This is a genomic window from Saccharothrix coeruleofusca, assembly GCF_014648515.1.
Taxonomy (GTDB): Bacteria; Actinomycetota; Actinomycetes; order Mycobacteriales; family Pseudonocardiaceae; genus Actinosynnema; species Actinosynnema coeruleofuscum.
The window spans coordinates 44150-60512 of record NZ_BMRG01000013.1 but is presented as its reverse complement, the minus strand read 5'-3'; the positions used below and the strand labels follow the sequence as shown (position 1 = coordinate 60512).

Sequence of the window (16363 nt, the reverse complement as noted above, 5' to 3'; positions counted from 1 at the left end):
TAGGCTCCATGATGGGACATCCTTCCGGGGACACGCGTCCCCTGATCTCAGATGTCCGTCAAAACGGGTCAGGCCCACCCCGCCTCGTGGTGATGGTTGCTGGGGAAGCAACCGGCACCACGAGGCCAGAGCTGTTGCGCTATCAGTCCAGTTCAGGCCTTATGAATAACGCTCATCAGCTCAAGGCAATGACGGGAAGACTCTTTCCCACGAATTCAATGGTTCGGGCAGGTGTTCACCGTATGCGCGGTGTGCCAGGTACAGGCCCGGTCGCAAGAACTCCTTGGCTATTCGTAGAGCAAGAATCTCCGATCGTTCCAGCGTTGTCCAGTGCTCGGCTTGGGCTCGGGCCTGCTCGACTGGCATCGGTAGCTCCCGGATCAGGAGTTCGGTCATCCGGTGCGGGTCGAGCAGTTCGATGTCGGGATTAGCGGGCACTTGCCGCAGGAGGTTGGAGGACAGGTGCAGGGCTCGGTACGTCTTTTCCCGGTGGTCGAAGTCGCCTGCGGCGATCGCCGTGTCCACGGCGTAGGCGTACGCTTGCGCGACAAGTCCCCAATCGTCGGTGGACAGTTCGACCGCGTCGCGCAGGATGCGGGTGGTCAGCACCTGTACCACGGCGAGCCACTCCTGCGTTCCCAGTTCGGACTGAGCCGGTGATCCGGTGGCGAGGCGTGTGGCAAGTGACTGTAGGTCGAGCCTGACCAGGTCTTTGAAGTCTGTCATCAGAATCTTACTCCTGCTGCGGCGAACGCTTCCAGGCCGATCTGGAGACTTTCCAGGGAGGGTAGGAAGTGTCCGCTGTGGTTGGTGATCTCCAGCCCGAAGTAGCCGATCTGGGCATTGCCGCCGATCGACGCCTCACCTGCCGCGCGTACCGGTGCGCCGCGGGTGAGGACCGAGTGCGCAATTTCTCCGACTCCATCGATGTCCTTGGGCACGATTACCAGGATGCCATCTTCGCGGACTGCCCACTTGACGATCCCGGAGTCGATAATGTCGTCGAATGCGGCTGTGCCGGGGGTAACCGGCTTGACGCCCAGTCTGTCTGCTATGGCGAGCTCCTCGGCCAGGTCGTCAGGCATCGTGTTGGTGAAGATCTCGCACGCATTGTTGTGCGCGAGGACTGGCGTGCCTCCGGCCAGCACGTAGTAGGTGTGCAGGTTGTCCACTGCGAGGTTGTGTACGGTCGCGATCTCGGTTCGCGGAACCACCCGGCGGACGGCGTGGCGGTCGCCGGCGGGGTCGCGGAGCTGATCGTCCGTACGGAGCTGCTCTGCGGCGATCCAAGCGTGTCGACTGTCCACCCACATCGGGTGGTTGTCGGTTGCGGTGACGGTGCCGCCGCCGGTGTCGATTGTGATGTCTACTAGAACCTTGACCCCGGTGTCGTTGACTGTGGCGGCCCCTCGTCGGGTACCGGTGATACCGGTCCGCGGGTCGGTGGCGGTGACCTCGTCGCCGACGCGCACCTGGTCGATCGGCTTGGCGCTGCCGTCGCCCAGGAGAACCTTGGTGTCACCGGTGAAGCTGTTGTTGCCGGGTTTGCAGGCGGCGGCTCGGGAGTTCGCCCGCTCCAGGCCGGGTGCCACAACGTTCACCCGCGCGCCCAATGGGATGCCGAGGAGGAAGTTGTGGTGAAGAGCCGCTTCCTGGAGAGATCTGCCGAACGCGCCTGTGAGGTGTCAAAAGTCGGCCACGTGGCCTGACCTGCGGTTAGGCTGCTACGGGTTCGTACTCATTGATCAGGCCGCCGAGGACTGGTCGACGGCGTATTGAGATGTAGTCCGCCTCTGCGATCGGCCAGTCCGGCCGTGGTGGTGAGAGTTGTAGGGCTTGATGGGGTCGGCGATGGTTGTAGTGGGTCGCGTAGCGGTCGAGTACCGACCGCAGGTGGTGTTCGTTGATGATGAGCAGGCGGTCGGTGACCTCGCGTCGGACGGTGCCGACGAACCGCTCGGCGTAGGCGTTGGCTCGCGGACACCGTGGCGGGATCTTCACGACCTGGATGCCCGCGCCGGAGAAGACCGCGTCGAACGAGGCGGTGAGCTGGCCGGCCCGGTCCCGGATGAGGAGCCGGAAGTCGTCGGCCCGTCGGCTAGGTCCATCAGCAGGTTGCGGGCCTGCTGGGTAGTCCAAGGGCCGTCGGGGTTGGTGGTGGTGCCGAGGATGTGGACGTAGCGGGTGGCTACTTCGATCACGAAGAACACGTACACGCGTTTGAGGGTGACGGCGCAGTCGACGTGGAAGAAGTCGCAGGCCAACATGCTCGCGGCCTGCGCGCGGAGGAACTGTCGCCACGAGGTGTCGGTGTCGCGCCGGGGTGCGGGCGGTATCCGCGGGCGCTTGAGCACGTGGCGCACGGTCGAGGCGGCGACCCGGTGGCCGAGCCTGAGCAGCTCACCTTGGATCCTGCGGTAGCCCCAGCCTGTGTTCTCCCGGGCCGTCCGCTCGATCAACACCGTGATGGTGTCGTCGACCGGTGGGCGGCCGGTGCGGTGGGGGTAGGTCCACTTCTTCGCGACCAGGCGCCGGTGCCATCGAAGGATGGTGCCTGGTGTCACCACTGGGTGCTCGCGCAGCATCTGGGGGAGTGGGCGCACCAGCGCGGCGGGCACAGCGCGATCGGCCCACTCCAGTCGTGGGCGGGGGTTGGTGCGGCGTAGTACGGCGACTTCGTGCCGCAGTACCAGCAGCTCCACGTCTTTGGCCGTCGATGACCGGCCGAGCAGAACCAACCAGCCAACGACTCGGACGAAGATCAGGTACAGCAGTCGTAGCGCCACGCCCCACGATCGTGCTCCTACAGCTACTTCTGCGCGATCACCGCAGCTCAGCGCCTCAGTGCAGAGTTCTGGAATCCCACAGGCAACAGGTCCGGGCAGCGCCTCCCAGCGCTTCAGCTCGACCACGCCGGAGTGAGTACGGTCGGCCGGGGTCAGGGTCATGCCGTCCATGCCGGTCCCGAGGTGAGTCGATGAAGATCTGCGTGGCCTCCTCTCGGCAGTCCACCCTGGCTCTCTGGGGCAGACTGCTTCCCGCCTCGGCGGCGATCTGGTTCGTCAATGGGGGCAGCCGGTCGGTCCAGGCCGATGTGCTCATGATGTCCGGTGTCTGGGCCTTCGACCGCTACGGTGGCCGCCCGGACAGGGAGGCGGCGCAAATCCTGCCGAACACGCGGGGCGACGGTTTGCCGGAGTGGATCGTCGTCCCGCCGTTCCGCCCGGTCGTCGAACGGGACGGGGAGTTCGTCACCAGGGAGGACTTCGCAGAGGTCAGTCCTGCCCACTACGCGGTCCTCCGGTCTCTCCAGGCGGTGAGGGAGGAGTTCGGGGACTCGGTCACTGTGGTGCTCGACTTGTCGTTGCTCGGGATGGACGATCCGAACGACGAGTCGACCCCGGCTTCGGTGGCCCAGGCGATCCAGGAGTTCCTGGCCGGGTGAGGGCCGGCACCACGCCGGAACGCCCGCGTCCGTAGTTCGGCCGATGCTGTGCCGCTCGGAAAGTCGTCGCTGCTGGTCAAGCGGCGTGTCTGTACTCGTTGACAAGTCCGTCGAGGGGGCGGGTGCGGCGCGGTCTGTGAGGGTCGAGGTCGTGTACTGCAGCGGGGTGTTGGTGGTCCTCGGGTGGTAGTTGGTTGCGGACCTGGTGGGGCGGTGGCGGTTGTAGTGGTCTTGGTAGGCCCTGAGGACTTGGTGTGCGCGGCTCTCGCCCGTAATCAGGGTTCTCGTGCCGCGGCACGAGCAGTTTTCGACGTCCTTCGCCGCCTGGCTGCGCAGCAGCACCGACGGCACGGACAGCGGCTTCCGGCTCACCTCGTACAGCAGGGGCACGATCTTCCGGATATGCTCCCAACATGGCGATCCCCTCGCCCTACCAGCGGTGTTGACTTTTCGAGCGGCCCAGAATCCACGGCGGCTCGCGCCGTGGATTTGCCGAACTTGCGCAGTCTCACCAACGGTTTCGTGGTCGATCGGTCCGCTGTGGACGCCGCCACGACCTTGCCCCATCACGACGGTCGCACCGAAGGGGGTAACGCCCGTACCAAACGGACCCTGCCCGTGGTCAGTTCTCGGCCGGTAGTGCTTTGTCCGGGTTGTCGAGGGGGAGGGTGATCGACAGACCGGATGTCGAGGTCGCGGTCAGGGTCGATGCCTCGACGGTGAGTTCACCGAACGGGTTGGACTCGGACAGGTAGCAGACCCAGATCAGCGAGCGGTCCTCGTCCAGCCGGGCGAAGAAGCCCTCCGAGCCGTGCGAGCCCTCACCTGCGCAGGCGTAGCCGCCGGGGACGCGGATCTCTCTGGTGATGTCGATCGAGGTCAGCCACTCGGGGTCTTCAGCCAGCAGTTCGCCCAGGTCGAAGGCTTCGATGAGGCGCAGGCCGCGCTCGTCGGCCTCGACCGCGTAGGAGCGGCCGTCGGCGAAGTAGAGGCCGTCCTCGATGGGCAGGCGGGCGGAGGACCAGAGGGTGGTGATGTCGCTCATCTGCGTCTCCTGCGCCGTCCTCCGCCGCAGCCCGGTGGCAGGGAGGTCGGTCGTTCGTTCAGGCCGGTGTTGGGAACCGGCTCGCCGTTGAGCCTGTTGCGCGGGTCGCGGAAGCGTTCCTGGAACTTCTCGGCCCACGTCTTGCCGGTGGTCGACTCGGGGTGCGGGGCGTTGGGATCGACTCGCTGGACACCTACCGGCACGCCTGCCTCCCGTGCGGCGTCGAGGCGGCGGTTATCGTAGCTGACGAGCTGACCGTCGATCTCTATGACGTGCACCGGCGAGCGGTTCCAGTCCCACTGGCCGCTGCGCATCGCCTCCGCGTAATCGTTCTGGGTGATGCTGCGCTGGGAGAAGTTGATGTCGTTGGGGTCGAGGAATTCGATGTCGCTGGTCTCGGTGAGGCCGAGCGCGTCGCTCCACCCGGTGGGGTTGTGCACGTACCCGTGCGGTGACGGTCCGCCGAACAGGCCCAGCGGGTCGGGGCTGGTGTAGCGGGCGGCGAGAGGGTCGTAGTAGCGCAGGTAGTTGTAGTGCAGCCCGGTTTCGGCGTCGTAGTACTGGCCGGGAAAGCGCAGCGGCGTGTCCGCGGCCCCGACGCGGGCGGCGGGCAGACCCCACAGCGTCGATTCCTGCCGCCAGGCGGGTATCCCGCGTTCGTCGACCAGTTCGGTGGGTGTGCCCACGATGTCGGTGATGATGGCGTAGAAGCGCTGGTCGACCCATGCCTGGCCGGTGCGCGCACGTTCGGTCTGGGTGAGGGGCCGGAAGCTGTCCGGGGCGAACTCCCAGGTTGTGGCACGTCCGGCCGAGTGGGTCTGCTCGGCCAGGACTGAGCCGTCCCACGTGAAGGCGACGCTTTCGGCCACTGTTCCGTCGAGGGCGAGGCGCAGCTTGGCGATGCGACGGCCCAGCGGATCGTACTGGTAGGACCACCTCGTGCCGTCCGGTGTGGTGACCGCGACGAGGCGGTCGTCGGCGTCCCACTGGTAGTGCCAGGTGTCGGGTTTGCGGGACAGCCGCTTGCGTTGTCGCAGCACGACGCGGCCCTGCGCGTCGTGCTCGTAGCGCGTGTCACCCGACGTGCGCACCAGGGTGCCTGCATAGCTGGTGTCGGACGCGGTGACGTTGCCCGCCGCGTCGTAGGCGTACCGCTCGCGCCATCCGGGCCCGTCGACACCGGTGACCCGTCCAAGGGGGTCGACGCGGTAGTTCCGCGACGGACCGGACGAGTCGCGGACCGCGACGAGGTTGTCGTCGGCCTGGTAGTGGTATCGGCGGTGACGACGCGGTGGATGTGGGTGATGCCGTGGGCGGCGAAGAAGGCTTGTGCGCGACGGGTGAAGTCGATCGCGGTGACCGCTTTCTCGTCGGGCAGGGCCTCGGTGTAGGCCAGGCGGGAGAACCCGTCGACCGCGGAGTGCAGGTAGGTGTAACCGCGCCGGGCGTCGGTCTTCCCGGTGGCGGCGTTCTTGGCGCGTTCGATCTGTTTGGCCTGCTCACTGCCCCTGCCGTGGACGCGCCATCCGCCGCCGTCGGGGATGACGCCGACCTTCTTGACGTCCAGGTGGACCATGTGGCCGGGCCATCGGGCGACGATCCGCCGGGGCGCGCGGTTGTCAAGTACCGGGTTTGATGGAGACTGGATTAGTTGGTTTCCAGGGTTGCGGTGACCGGGTGGGTCATCGCGTGTAGTGCTTCGTACTCGGCGGGTGGCAGGTGTCCAAGTTCGCCGTGCAGGCGTCGGTTGTTGTACCAGTCGATGTACTCGACGGTGGCGATCTCGAGGTCGTCGATGCCGCGCCACGGGCCCTTGTTGTGGACGAGCTCGGCCTTGCACAACGAGTTGAACGCCTCGACCATGGCGTTGTCGTAGGAATCTCCTTTTCCGCCAACGGATGTGACAGCGTCGGCCTCGGCTAGGCGCTGGGTGTGGCGCACCGCCCGGTACTGCACGCCGCAGTTGCTGTGATGAACAAGCCCGGCCAGGTCGGCGCCGGCGGCCTGGCGGCGCCGGATCGCCATCTGCAGCGCGTCCAGCGCCAGATCGGTGTAGAGGCTGGTGGCGACCTGCCAGCCCACGATCACGCGGGAGAAGACGTCGAGCACGAACGCCGCGTAGACCCAGCCGGCGGCGGTGCGCACGTAGGTGATGTCCGCGACCCACAGCTCGTTGACACGCGTCGCGGTGAAGTCACGGTCCACCAGGTCAGCGGGCCTGCCGGTCTCGGCCGCGGGTCGTGTGGTGCGCGGGGACCTGTCGCGTGGCAGGCCACGCAGCCCGTTCTTGCGCATGAGCCGCTCGGCGGTGCACCGGGCCACGTCGACGCCGTCGCGGTTCAGCTGCCTCCACACCTTGCGCGCCCCGTAGACGCCGTAGTTGTCCTCGTGCACCCGCTTGATCGCCCCGGTCGCGTACGCCGAATCCCGCCGGGCCTCCACGGCCATCCGGGTCGCCCGCTCACGCAGCTCGTCTGGGTACTTCTTCGGTGGGGCCATCGATCCTCATCATCCAGGCTTGATGGTCTCCATCAAACCCGGTACGGAACAACCTGATCCGCACCGCGAAGATCCGCTGGCGCATCGAACACGACTACCGCGAACTCAAAACCGGCCTCGGCCTGGACCACTTCGAAGGCCGCTCATGGACAGGCTGGCACCGTCACGTCCTCCTCGTCACCGCCGCGCACCTGTTCATTACCTGCTGCGACCCGACCCAAAAGCGGATGCGCCAGCCTGACCCTCCACAAGGTCATCAACGAGCTGCAATACCTGCTTGCCACCCGGACCGGCGCATGCCCCACCTGCCACCAAGCGATCAAACCCTTACGACACAACAGACTCCGATTAACCTAACAAAGCCCTACTACTGGATCGCGCATCTGAAACCACTTTCTGCTGAGGGGGTCAGCCTGCTCGCTCGGCGGGAGGCTGCGCCTGGTCGCTCGCGGTCGCGTCGAGCAGCACCATGCGGTCGTAATCGGCGGTGCCGGGATCGGCATAGTAGGTGACCGAGTGCTGGCGGCCGGGCGCGCCGACCAGACGCGAGACCTGGAAGCGCAGGGTGACGGCACCCGCGCGCGGGTGGCGCAACGTCTTCACACCGCTGGGACGCCCGCGCACGTCGGACCGCTTCCACAGCCGGCCGAACTCCGGGTTTCCAAGCGTCAGCTCCGCGACCAGGCTCGTCAGGGCCGGGTCGTCCGGTCTCCGGTCGAACGACGTGCGGAGGTACGCGACGCAGCAGCGGGCCTCGTGCTCCCAGGCGGGGAACAGGTCTGTTGCCGCAGGGTGCAGGAAGACGTAGCGGGCGACGTTGCGTCGTTCGGCAGGCCACTCCTCGATGCCCGCGTACATGTCCAGTCCGCCGGGATTCCACGTCAGCAGGTTCATGGCGTGGTCCAGCAACTGCGCCGGGTTGGGACGCAGGCTCTCCACCAGCAGGGCCGTTGCCGGGTTCACCTCCCGGTCCGGCTCCTGTCCGGTCGCCGCGCGGCGCACGCCGACGGCCAGCTCCCGCAGCCGCTCGTGGTCGGCCTCGTCCAGGCGCAGGGCTCTGGCGAGGGCGGCGACAACCGACGGGCTGGGCCGGGTCCTCCTGCCCTGTTCCAGCCGCGTGTAGTAGTCCGTACTCACCCCTGCCAGGCTGGCCAGGTCCTCCCGGCGCAACCCCGGCCTCCTGCGCAGCCCGGCGCTCGCCGGGAGCCCCACATCGGCGGGAGTGAGCCTCGCGCGACGGGTGCGCAGGAAATGCCCGAGCTCCGCCCCGTCACCGTGCAGCGCGAACGTCATGTCCACCAGTGTGCTGTCCGCGCTGTCGTGGTGACGATGAGCTCCGCCACGCCGCAGGATCCGGCTCACCGGCATCGGGTGGACTCCTGCGGTCACAGCAGTGCCTCCGCGGTGATGGGCAGGTCGCGTACGCGACGCCCGGTCGCGTTGAAGACGGCGTTGGCGACAGCAGGCGCGACGCCGACCATGACGACCTCGCCGAGCCCCTTGACGCCGATCGGGCCCGCTTCCTCGTCACTGCCCTCCAAGTAGACTGCCCGTAGATCGGGAACGTCGGCGTTGACCGGCACGAGGTAGTCGGCCAGGTTGGCGTTCACGATCCGGCCGTCGCGGTGGTCGGTGACGGTGTGTTCGAGCAACGCCATGCCGATGCCGCCGACCATCGCGCCGAGCGCCTGGCTGTCGGCGAGCTTCGGGTTCACGATGCGACCCGCGTCGTAGACGCCGAGCATCCTGCGCACCCGGACCAGGCCGAGCCGGACGTCCACGGCGACCTCGGCGAACGTCGCGGCGTAGGCGTAGGTGGAGAACCGTGATTGCTGAGGTGGCGCGTAGGACCCGATGAGCTCCAGGTGGGGTCGGTTGAGACGGGTCAGCAGCTGCTGGTAGGTCTCCCCGCGCTTGGGGTCGTTCCGCAGCCGCATGTGGCCTGCCCGCACGACCACGTCGTCCGGGTTCACGCCGTGCAAGGGTGACCGGGGGTCGGAGACGGCGAAGGTGACGGCCTGCTTCCGCAACTGGTCGCAGGCGCTCTGGACGGCGGAGCCGACGCTCGCCATCGTCTGCGAACCACCGTGCGGGGGCACCCGCGGCAAGGTGGAGTCGCCGAGCTCGAACCGGACGTCGTCCAGGTTCAAGCCCAGAGCGTCGGCGGCGACCTGGGTCATGGAGGTGTAGGTACCGGGGCCCATGTCGCTCGCGCCCGCCTGCACCAGCACGGTCCCTCCGGCGGTCAGCCGCGCGTACGCCTGGGCCGCGCCGCGGAGCGTGTGGTAGGCGCCCGCGGCCACGCCGAAGCCGATCGACCAGTGACCGTCGGTCGTGGAACCGGGCCGGGCGCGGCGACGGTGCCAGCCGAACTCCCTGGCGCCGACGGTGAGGCATTCACGCAGGCGCCTCGTGGAGAACGGCATCCCGCTGGCCGGGTCGTCGGCCGGTTCGTTGCGCAACCGCAGCTCGATCGGGTCCAGCCGCAGCTCGTGGGCGAGCTCGTCGAGCGCGGACTCGATGACGAAGGCGGCCGTGGAGTAGCCGGGCCCGCGCATCCACGTCGGAGTGCTCACGTCCAACGGCACGGACTGGAAGACCTGCCGGACGTGGGGCGTCTCGTACAGCATCTGCCCCAGGGCCTGGACGCTCTCACCGTGCTGCTCGTAGCTCGAGGTCTCGAACCTCGCGTCGTGGATCATCGCGCTCAGCCGGCCCCGGCGGTCGCTGCCGACCCGCGCGGTGTAGGTGTAGGCGGGCCGGAACCCCACGCCGAAGTACAGCTGCCTGCGGGTCAGCACCAGCTTGACCGGGCGGCCGGTCACCCGTGCGGCGAGCGCCGCGATGACGACGTGCGGCCAGCTGCGCAGGCCGTTGCCGAAGGCGCCGCCGATGAACGGGCAGATGACCCGCACCGCGTCCGTGGGGACGCCGAACACCGCGGCGAGCTCGTTCTGCGCGCCGACCAGGTACTGGGTCTTGTCCCACACGGTCAGCCGATCGCCCTCCCAGCGCGCAGTGGTGGCGTGCGGTTCGATGGCGTTGTGGTGGTTGCGAGCCGCCCGGTAGGTCAGCTCCAGCCGGGTCTCGGACGACGCGAACGCGCCGTCCGCGTCACCCCGCGCGTAGGTGATGGGCTGGTTGGACGAGGACGCGGCCAGGTCGAGAGCCGGCGGCTGGGCGTCGTAGGTGACGGCGACCAGGCCGGCTCCGTGCTGCGCGGCCTCCAGCGTCTCGGCGACCACGACCGCGACCGGTTGCCCGAAGAAGCGGACCTGTTCGTCCTGCAGGACGTGCAACCGCTCGCCCACCGGTACCAGGGGGCCGTGGTAGTCGCGGTAGGGCAGCCTGGGCGCGTTCAGGTGCGTGATCACGGCGAGCACACCGGGCTGCCCGGCGGCGGGGCCGATGTCGATCGCGCGGATCCGGCCCCGTCCGACGGTGCTCCCGACCACCACCGCGTGGACGATGCCCTCGACGTGGTGGTCAGCCGTGTAGAGCGCCCGACCGGTGACCTTCAACTCCCCGTCCACACGCGACACCGGGGTTCCCACGAACCGGTTCACCTGGTGCCTCCCACGACGCTCAGCTGGCGGACCACGGCGCGCTTGAGCAGGTCCACCTTGAAACCGTTGTGCGCCAGCGGTTTCGAACCTTCCGCGGCGCGTTCGGCGGCCTCTTCCCACAGCCGTGGCGACGGCCGCTTGCCCACGAGGTGCCATTCCACCGCGGACAGCTTCCACGGCACCGTGCCGACACCACCGCCCGCGACTCTGGCGACGCGGATCACCCCGTCCCGGACGTGCAGCGCGACCGCCACGGAGACCAGGGCGAACTCGTAGCTCTGCCGGTCGCGAACCTTCAGGTACCCGGACCGCGACGGATGCGGCAGCGCCGGGACCTCCACGGCCGTGATCAACTCACCTGGGCGCAGGGCCTGTTCGCGGTCCGGCGTGTTCCCCGGCCGGAGCAGGAAGTCGGCGAGGGCCACCCGGCGTTCTCCGTCCGGTCCCGCGAGGTGCACGCTCGCCTCCAGCGCGGTCAGGGCCACGGCGAGATCCGAAGGATGGGTGGCCACGCAGTGCTCCGAGCCACCGAGGATGGCGTGCGTGCGGTTGTACCCGCCCAGCGCGGCGCAGCCCGAACCCGGCTGGCGCTTGTTGCAGGCCGCGGAGACGTCCCGGAAGTACGTGCAGCGGGTGCGTTGCATGATGTTGCCGCCGATGGTCGCCATGTTCCGCAGCTGCGGGGAGGCGCTCAGCTCCAGTGCCTCGGTGATGACCGGATGGGCGGTGCGCACGTCCCGGTGGGCGGCGGCGTCGGCCATCCGCACCAGCGCGCCGATGCGCAGCGCGCCGCGCGAGGTGGTCGCGACGTCCCGCAGCGGAAGGGCGCTGATGTCGACGAGCGCGCCGGGACGCTCGACGGTCTCCCGCATGAGGTCCACCAGCGTGGTCCCGCCCGCGATGAACCGACCACCGCGCTGTCCGGCCCTGAGCGCCTCGGCCACGGTCGAGGTCTTGGTGAAGGAGAAGGGAAACACGCGATCACCGTCCGCCTGCGGTCTGCTCGACCGCGCGCACGATCTTCACGTAGCAGCCGCAGCGGCAGAGGTTTCCGCTCATCCACTCGCGGATCTCCTCGGCGGAGCGGGTCCGGCCCTCGCGGATGCAGCCGACACCGGACATGATCTGGCCGGGCGTGCAGAAGCCGCACTGGAAGGCGTCCTGGTCGATGAAAGCCTTCTGCAGCGGGTGCAGCTCGCCCTCCGCGAGCCCTTCGATGGTGGTGACCTCCGCGCCCTCCAGGCGTACCGCCAGCGTCAGGCAGGCGTTCACGCGACGCCCGTCGACCAGCACCGTGCACGCTCCACAGGCTCCGGCGTCGCACCCTTTCTTGGTCCCGGTGAGTCCGAGGTGCTCACGCAGCAGGTCCAGCAGGGACGTGCGGTTGTCGACCGTCACGGTCCGCCGGACGGCGTTGACGGTCAGCGAAACGGTGCCACCGGGCCCTTCAGTGGCGACCGCGGGCGTGGAGGTGGCGAGGAGCGACGAGGCCGTGACGGCACCGGCAGCCGTGACCCCGGTGGTCGCGATGAAGGTGCGCCGGGACAGGGCCGACGACGGCGACGAGCTGTCCTGGGCGGGCGGAGCACCGGAATCCGGAAGATCAACAGGCATGCGTGTTTCTCACTTCGGTGGAGAGTGATGGCGTCATTGGCACGCTACGTCTCCTGTTGCTCCTTTCAAGGGGCCTGTTCACGATGCCCGCACCAGGGCCTTCCACCCTGACCGGAACGTCTGTACCATGTCGCGGCCAGACCGGGAAAGTAGTTGAAATTCAACGTCTGCGTTAGGGCCCTCAGGATTACGCGGGACAGAGCCCAGAAGGACGACGATGCCGAAGACGCGCTGGCTGGACGAGGACGAACAGGTGACCTGGCGCGGCTTCCTCCTGGCGACCAAGCTCCTGATGGATCGGGTCGAGCGCGGCCTCAAGCGGGAGTCCGGGCTCTCCTTCGCCTACTACGACGTGTTGTCCCGGTTGTCCGAGGCCCCGGACGGTCGATGCAGATGGCGGACCTGGCCCTGGCGTGCGTGTTCGACCGCAGCCGGATGGATGAGCCACACGATCGACCGCCTGGCCAAGGACGGCTGGGTCCGCCGCGAAGAAGCCGGTGTCGACGGCAGGGGCTAGTTGGCCGTGTTGACAGCAGAGGGAGTCAAAGAGGTGAAACGTGCCGCGCGCCAGCATGTCGAGCAGGTTCGCGAGCTCGTCTTCGATCGGCTCAGCCATGAACAGCAACGGGAGCTGCGTGAGATCTGCGAGGTGCTGGCCACCGGACTGACTGACGAGGTGGCACTCTCCAGGATGGGATGGTCAGGCAAGTGATGTGAAGCGCATGATCGCGCTCACCGCGTCTTGAACCCGAACTATCGAACCGAAAGTATGCGGTTGCCTGCCTCTTGGTGGCGAGCCTGTTGTTCTGCGGCTTGAGGTGCAGGCAAGCGGACACTTTCGACGCAGTACAACCGCCGCCACGGCGTGATGGACATGCTCGCCGCACTCGACCTGACCACCGGGAAGATCCACTACCGCATCCGGCGCCGCAAACGCCACCGCGAGTTCCTCGACCTGCTCAAGACCCTGCGCCCGGTGGCTCGACGCCAGGCTCTACCTGGTCATGGACAACTTCTCCTACACCGACACCTCGACGTCCGCGACCGGACCGCCACGCATCACGTAGGCGACCGGTCGTTTCGCAGAGGTCAGGTGGCGGCTTCCAGTGCGGCGAGGAACGAATCCGTGGAGGCGTTCCAGTCCATGGACGACGCCGTGCGTATTCCTGCTTCGACCAGTCGGTCGCGCAGTCCAGGGTCTCGTATGAGTCTGGTCAACGCCTCGGCCATGGCTCGAGAATCACCTACGTCGACGAGCAGTGAGTTCTGTTCGTGGACGCAGAAATCTTCCACTCCGCCGTTGCGGGTGCTCACGACCGCTGTTCCGCACGCCATGGCCTCGGCGACCGGGAAGCCCCATCCTTCGTGCACGGAACTGCACAGGTGGATCGCGCTCGCCCGGTACGCCTGGCTCGCTTGCTCCGGGCCGTTGCGGGCACGCGTGTATCGAATCCAGCCAGGTAGTCGGGAGGGCCGTTTTTCCGGGCCGAAGGCGTTCACCACGAGTTCAGGGTGCTGCTCGCGCACCTGTTCGAGGGCGGCGACGGCGGCGGACGACCCCTTCTGGGGGCCCGTGCCCACCAGGATGCTGACGCTTGTGCCGCGAGGTCGGTCGTGCGTCGGAAGACGGTACGTGGAGTGGTCCAGGCCGTTCTGGACTACCGATAACCTTGCGCGGGGCACGCCCAGTCCTCGGAGGAGGTCGGCGAGGTGGTTCGACACCACGATCTTCGGCACATCGGACCGCAGGACGTCATCGACCTGGGTGGGGTCTTCGACTCCCCAGATTTCGTAACCTTGGACGAGGTGCACCGGACGGCCGTGTCGTTCGGCGAGCCGCGATAACAGACGTGCGGTGGTCCAGTAGGTGGCAATGACCACGTCGGCGTCCGGTAGCCGATCGGGCTCCAGTTTCGGAACCATGGTCATCCGTACGCCGCAGTCGATCGGCATCCACCGCAGCCACTCGGACAACGCGCCTGGGCGTCTGCTGTGCCATCGGTCCCGTGCGATCTCGTACACGTGCCTCAGCGGCTTGTGCCAACCTTCGTACCACTGCTCGTGCACCACCGTGACTTGGTGGCCCCGTTTGGCCAGCCGGTTGGCGTGCTCGTAGACGACCCGGAAGCCGCCGCTCGGCAGTCGTGAGAAAACGGGGAGGATGAATGTGATCCGCATGGTGCAGGTTTCCGCTGTGCTTTCGTTTACGGGGTCAGTTTGATGTTGGGGCCTACTTCGACGTCTGCGCTGTCACTGTCGAAGGCGGCGCCGGTGCTGAGGGTTGGTCCGGCGATGTTGCGGATGGCTTTGGCGCGTTGCAGGGCGATGCGGCGGCCTGTGTCCTCGAGGCCGGCGTAGAGGGAGTTCTGCGTGGTCTGGGCGCGGTGTTTGCGGTAGAGCCAGGTGACGGTGCGGTCGTTCCAGCCGTCGGCCAGTTCGGAGATCGCCGCGAGGGCGGCGAGGTCGTCGTCCACCGGGATGCCGGTCCAGCCGCCGATGGCGCGAAGGGTGTCGGTGCGCATCATGAGTCCGCCGCCGTGGACCGGCCAGTTGCCGCCGTGCTGCTCGGCCCACTGGTTGACGTGGCCTGCAGGAATGAGGCCGAAGGGCAACGCGGAGTCCCAGGACTGGCGGGTGCCGTCCTCGAGGAGGTCGTCGGCCGCCCCGACAGCCCAGTGGATGGGGTGCTGTTCGAAGCGGGCGATGAGCGTGGCCAAGGCGTGGGGGAGCAGCACGTCGTCGTGGTCGAGGTTCTGGACGAGCGCGCCGGTGGCACGGGCCAACGCGAGGTTGCGGGTAGCGGCGATGCCCAGTCGTGTGCCGTTGCGGTCGTAGTGGGCGTGGGCGCCGAGCATGTTGGCCAGAACCGGGTTGTCGCCGTCCTCTTGGACGATCCACTCCAGTGACCACCCTGGTGGAAGTTGCTGCGCCTGGACGCTTCGGGCCGCCTCGGCCAGGTGGTGGGCACTGGGACCGTATGCGGCTGTGATCACGGAGATCTTGGGCATGGGATGCCTTCCTCGCGCGGGTGTTGCGATGGTTGGGGCGGACTCAGCGGCACGGCGGTTCGAAGGTGAACTGTGGAATGTGCTGTACCAACGTCTCCTCAGTGAGAACTCCTCGACTGGTGGCGCAGATCCGGTTGGCGGCTGCTCGTGGTCGAGGTTCCACAACCGGGTGACGCCGTCACCGGAACCGGTCGCGACCCAGTGCCCCCTTGGATCGAACACGAACTGGTCCACAGCCAGAGCCAGTCGAGCGGCGTCACCACCGCCCCCTCGGCGTGTGTCGTCACGGCCCGGCGTACCGCGTCGTCGAACTGTTCGGCGCTCTTGCCCACCGGGAGGACTTCCGCCAACTCAGGGACGTTCCGGTTCGGCTGCGCAGGCGGAGAAGAGCCCGGCGTCATGGTTTTCACCAGCCGATCGACCGTGCCGCTCCATCCCGGCGGTCGATCGGTCAGGGCCGTTGCCAAGCCTGCTCGGAGCAGTGATGACTTCCCGACACCGGACGCTCCGGTAACCGCGACAAGACCCCCGCTTCTCATCGCTCGGCGTCGTGGTGTCCGATGCGGCCTCGGCACCATCGTCGCTCACCGGCGCCTTGGGGCTCGCGGAGGCTTCCCGCCACCAGAGCCGCCAGGTCCGCAGGCCGTGCAGCCCTTCCACTGGAGCGCCAGGCGCAGTCCTGCGTGCCCTGTGGATGAGTGGTTTCAGCACGGCGGCCAGCGGGCTGAAGGACGCCGGGACGTCGCGGCCCCTGCGCCAGTCGCTGATCCGCTGCGCCGGCACGGTGATCGGACGTCCGCGGTCATCGGTCTCCAGGGTGGCGCTGATCCATTGGGCTATTCGTCTCAACGGCGGACCGCCCGCTTGCGCGAGCGGCAACGTGAAGCGCTCGGCGAAGAGCCCACGCGCCGGATGCCGCAGGTCCAACTCGTCCACCCAGCCTTCCCCTGTTCCTCGGGTTCCCGCGCTTCAGCTGTCCGGTCCGAACAGCTGCATCCGTTACCTGAGCAGCGCAAACGCGCTTCTGGACGCGATACGCGGTGATCTCCTTGTGATCACAGCATTACATTCTGCATCCAGGCCGGAGAGCCATGGGCGGACCCTCGGTCCGGCCATGACCGCTGCGGTGGAGGTCGGGAGCCTCCACCGCAGGTGGATCCAGGGAGCGTGACCAGTGAGGGGAACT

16 protein-coding genes and 3 pseudogenes are annotated in these 16363 nt (G+C 67.7%); 4 read left to right on the top strand and 15 right to left on the bottom strand.

Annotated features, from left to right (window positions below; translation table 11 throughout):
• Positions 1-180: 180 nt before the first annotated feature.
• The 4 genes from IEZ00_RS26045 to IEZ00_RS26035 all read right to left on the bottom strand — a co-directional run bounded on the left by IEZ00_RS26045 (position 181) and on the right by IEZ00_RS26035 (position 2786).
• Positions 181-726, bottom strand: a complete 546-nt coding sequence (locus tag IEZ00_RS26045) for a hypothetical protein (RefSeq protein ID WP_189225973.1) — start codon at positions 724-726, stop codon at positions 181-183.
• A complete protein-coding gene (locus tag IEZ00_RS26040; RefSeq protein WP_229796098.1) occupies positions 726-1592 on the bottom strand; it encodes a polymorphic toxin-type HINT domain-containing protein in 867 nt (288 codons plus the stop codon). Before IEZ00_RS26040 ends, IEZ00_RS26045 begins: the two co-directional genes overlap by 1 nt.
• A gap of 124 nt (positions 1593-1716) precedes the next feature.
• Positions 1717-2001 (bottom strand): integrase core domain-containing protein, encoded by a 285-nt coding sequence (locus IEZ00_RS37155; protein WP_229796097.1) that lies wholly within the window; start codon positions 1999-2001, stop codon positions 1717-1719.
• The gene (locus IEZ00_RS26035; protein WP_229796096.1) at positions 1998-2786 is read right to left on the bottom strand and encodes a hypothetical protein; all 789 of its coding nucleotides are present in this window, start codon (positions 2784-2786) and stop codon (positions 1998-2000) included. The genes IEZ00_RS37155 and IEZ00_RS26035 overlap by 4 nt, the downstream gene beginning before the upstream one ends.
• Positions 2787-2977: 191 nt before the next feature.
• Here IEZ00_RS26035 and IEZ00_RS26030 point away from each other — a divergent pair, with 191 nt between their 5' ends.
• Positions 2978-3445, top strand: a complete 468-nt coding sequence (locus IEZ00_RS26030; RefSeq protein ID WP_189225972.1) for a hypothetical protein — start codon at positions 2978-2980, stop codon at positions 3443-3445.
• A gap of 622 nt (positions 3446-4067) precedes the next feature.
• Here the strand turns inward: IEZ00_RS26030 and IEZ00_RS26025 are convergent.
• The 4 genes and pseudogenes from IEZ00_RS26025 to IEZ00_RS26010 all read right to left on the bottom strand — a co-directional run bounded on the left by IEZ00_RS26025 (position 4068) and on the right by IEZ00_RS26010 (position 6938).
• The gene (locus IEZ00_RS26025) at positions 4068-4490 is read right to left on the bottom strand and encodes a hypothetical protein (protein WP_189225971.1); all 423 of its coding nucleotides are present in this window, start codon (positions 4488-4490) and stop codon (positions 4068-4070) included.
• Positions 4487-5707 (bottom strand): annotated as a pseudogene (locus IEZ00_RS26020) (RHS repeat-associated core domain-containing protein); the annotation flags it as partial. The pseudogene IEZ00_RS26020 and the gene IEZ00_RS26025, both read right to left, overlap by 4 nt.
• 62 nt (positions 5708-5769) lie before the next feature.
• A pseudogene (locus tag IEZ00_RS26015) lies at positions 5770-6105 on the bottom strand (IS481 family transposase); the annotation flags it as partial.
• A 32-nt stretch (positions 6106-6137) separates the two neighbouring features.
• The gene (locus tag IEZ00_RS26010; protein WP_189225970.1) at positions 6138-6938 is read right to left on the bottom strand and encodes an IS3 family transposase; all 801 of its coding nucleotides are present in this window, start codon (positions 6936-6938) and stop codon (positions 6138-6140) included.
• 104 nt (positions 6939-7042) lie between these two features.
• Here IEZ00_RS26010 and IEZ00_RS26005 point away from each other — a divergent pair.
• A pseudogene (locus tag IEZ00_RS26005) lies at positions 7043-7266 on the top strand (transposase); the annotation flags it as partial.
• Between the two features lie 131 nt (positions 7267-7397).
• On the opposite strand, the gene IEZ00_RS26000 reads toward IEZ00_RS26005, so the two are convergent.
• The 4 genes from IEZ00_RS26000 to IEZ00_RS25985 form a co-directional block, all read right to left on the bottom strand.
• Positions 7398-8282, bottom strand: coding sequence for a helix-turn-helix transcriptional regulator (locus IEZ00_RS26000; protein WP_189225969.1), 885 nt, complete (start codon positions 8280-8282; stop codon positions 7398-7400).
• A gap of 92 nt (positions 8283-8374) precedes the next feature.
• Entirely contained in the window at positions 8375-10531 is a 2157-nt protein-coding gene (locus IEZ00_RS25995; protein ID WP_229796093.1) for a xanthine dehydrogenase family protein molybdopterin-binding subunit, read from the bottom strand.
• Positions 10532-10551: 20 nt separating this feature from the next.
• Positions 10552-11532, bottom strand: coding sequence for an FAD binding domain-containing protein (locus tag IEZ00_RS25990; protein WP_189225968.1), 981 nt, complete (start codon positions 11530-11532; stop codon positions 10552-10554).
• A 4-nt stretch (positions 11533-11536) separates the two neighbouring features.
• Positions 11537-12169 carry a (2Fe-2S)-binding protein gene (locus IEZ00_RS25985; RefSeq protein ID WP_189225967.1) on the bottom strand — a complete coding sequence of 211 codons (633 nt, stop codon included), beginning with the start codon at positions 12167-12169 and terminating at the stop codon, positions 11537-11539.
• Between the two features lie 217 nt (positions 12170-12386).
• On the opposite strand from IEZ00_RS25985, the gene IEZ00_RS37140 reads away from it, so the two are divergent.
• Together IEZ00_RS37140 and IEZ00_RS37135 are read left to right on the top strand one after the other, a co-directional pair.
• Positions 12387-12686 carry a winged helix DNA-binding protein gene (locus IEZ00_RS37140; RefSeq protein WP_229796092.1) on the top strand — a complete coding sequence of 100 codons (300 nt, stop codon included), beginning with the start codon at positions 12387-12389 and terminating at the stop codon, positions 12684-12686.
• A 33-nt stretch (positions 12687-12719) separates the two neighbouring features.
• Complete coding sequence (locus tag IEZ00_RS37135) at positions 12720-12881, top strand: hypothetical protein (RefSeq protein WP_229796091.1); 162 nt, start codon at positions 12720-12722, stop codon at positions 12879-12881.
• Between the two features lie 377 nt (positions 12882-13258).
• Here IEZ00_RS37135 and IEZ00_RS25975 read toward each other — a convergent pair whose 3' ends face one another.
• The 3 genes from IEZ00_RS25975 to IEZ00_RS38165 all read right to left on the bottom strand — a co-directional run bounded on the left by IEZ00_RS25975 (position 13259) and on the right by IEZ00_RS38165 (position 15716).
• Positions 13259-14347, bottom strand: a complete 1089-nt coding sequence (locus tag IEZ00_RS25975; RefSeq protein ID WP_189225966.1) for a glycosyltransferase family 4 protein — start codon at positions 14345-14347, stop codon at positions 13259-13261.
• A 26-nt stretch (positions 14348-14373) separates the two neighbouring features.
• Complete coding sequence (locus IEZ00_RS25970) at positions 14374-15177, bottom strand: glycosyltransferase family 2 protein (RefSeq protein ID WP_189225965.1); 804 nt, start codon at positions 15175-15177, stop codon at positions 14374-14376.
• A 98-nt stretch (positions 15178-15275) separates the two neighbouring features.
• Complete coding sequence (locus tag IEZ00_RS38165; RefSeq protein WP_373293197.1) at positions 15276-15716, bottom strand: nSTAND1 domain-containing NTPase; 441 nt, start codon at positions 15714-15716, stop codon at positions 15276-15278.
• Positions 15717-16363 lie beyond the last annotated feature (647 nt).

Bases quoted from the DNA above. Each gene is read 5' to 3' on its own strand.
- IEZ00_RS26045 (WP_189225973.1), bottom strand. From the start codon at position 726: ATGACAGACTTCAAAGACCTGGTCAGGCTCGACCTACAGTCACTTGCC.
- IEZ00_RS26030 (WP_189225972.1), top strand. From the start codon at position 2,978: ATGAAGATCTGCGTGGCCTCCTCTCGGCAGTCCACCCTGGCTCTCTGG.
- IEZ00_RS26025 (WP_189225971.1), bottom strand. From the start codon at position 4,490: ATGAGCGACATCACCACCCTCTGGTCCTCCGCCCGCCTGCCCATCGAG.
- IEZ00_RS26010 (WP_189225970.1), bottom strand. From the start codon at position 6,938: ATGGCCGTGGAGGCCCGGCGGGATTCGGCGTACGCGACCGGGGCGATC.
- IEZ00_RS26000 (WP_189225969.1), bottom strand. From the start codon at position 8,282: ATGACGTTCGCGCTGCACGGTGACGGGGCGGAGCTCGGGCATTTCCTG.
- IEZ00_RS25985 (WP_189225967.1), bottom strand. From the start codon at position 12,169: ATGCCTGTTGATCTTCCGGATTCCGGTGCTCCGCCCGCCCAGGACAGC.
- IEZ00_RS37140 (WP_229796092.1), top strand. From the start codon at position 12,387: ATGCCGAAGACGCGCTGGCTGGACGAGGACGAACAGGTGACCTGGCGC.
- IEZ00_RS25975 (WP_189225966.1), bottom strand. From the start codon at position 14,347: ATGCGGATCACATTCATCCTCCCCGTTTTCTCACGACTGCCGAGCGGC.
- IEZ00_RS25970 (WP_189225965.1), bottom strand. From the start codon at position 15,177: ATGCCCAAGATCTCCGTGATCACAGCCGCATACGGTCCCAGTGCCCAC.
- IEZ00_RS38165 (WP_373293197.1), bottom strand. From the start codon at position 15,716: ATGAGAAGCGGGGGTCTTGTCGCGGTTACCGGAGCGTCCGGTGTCGGG.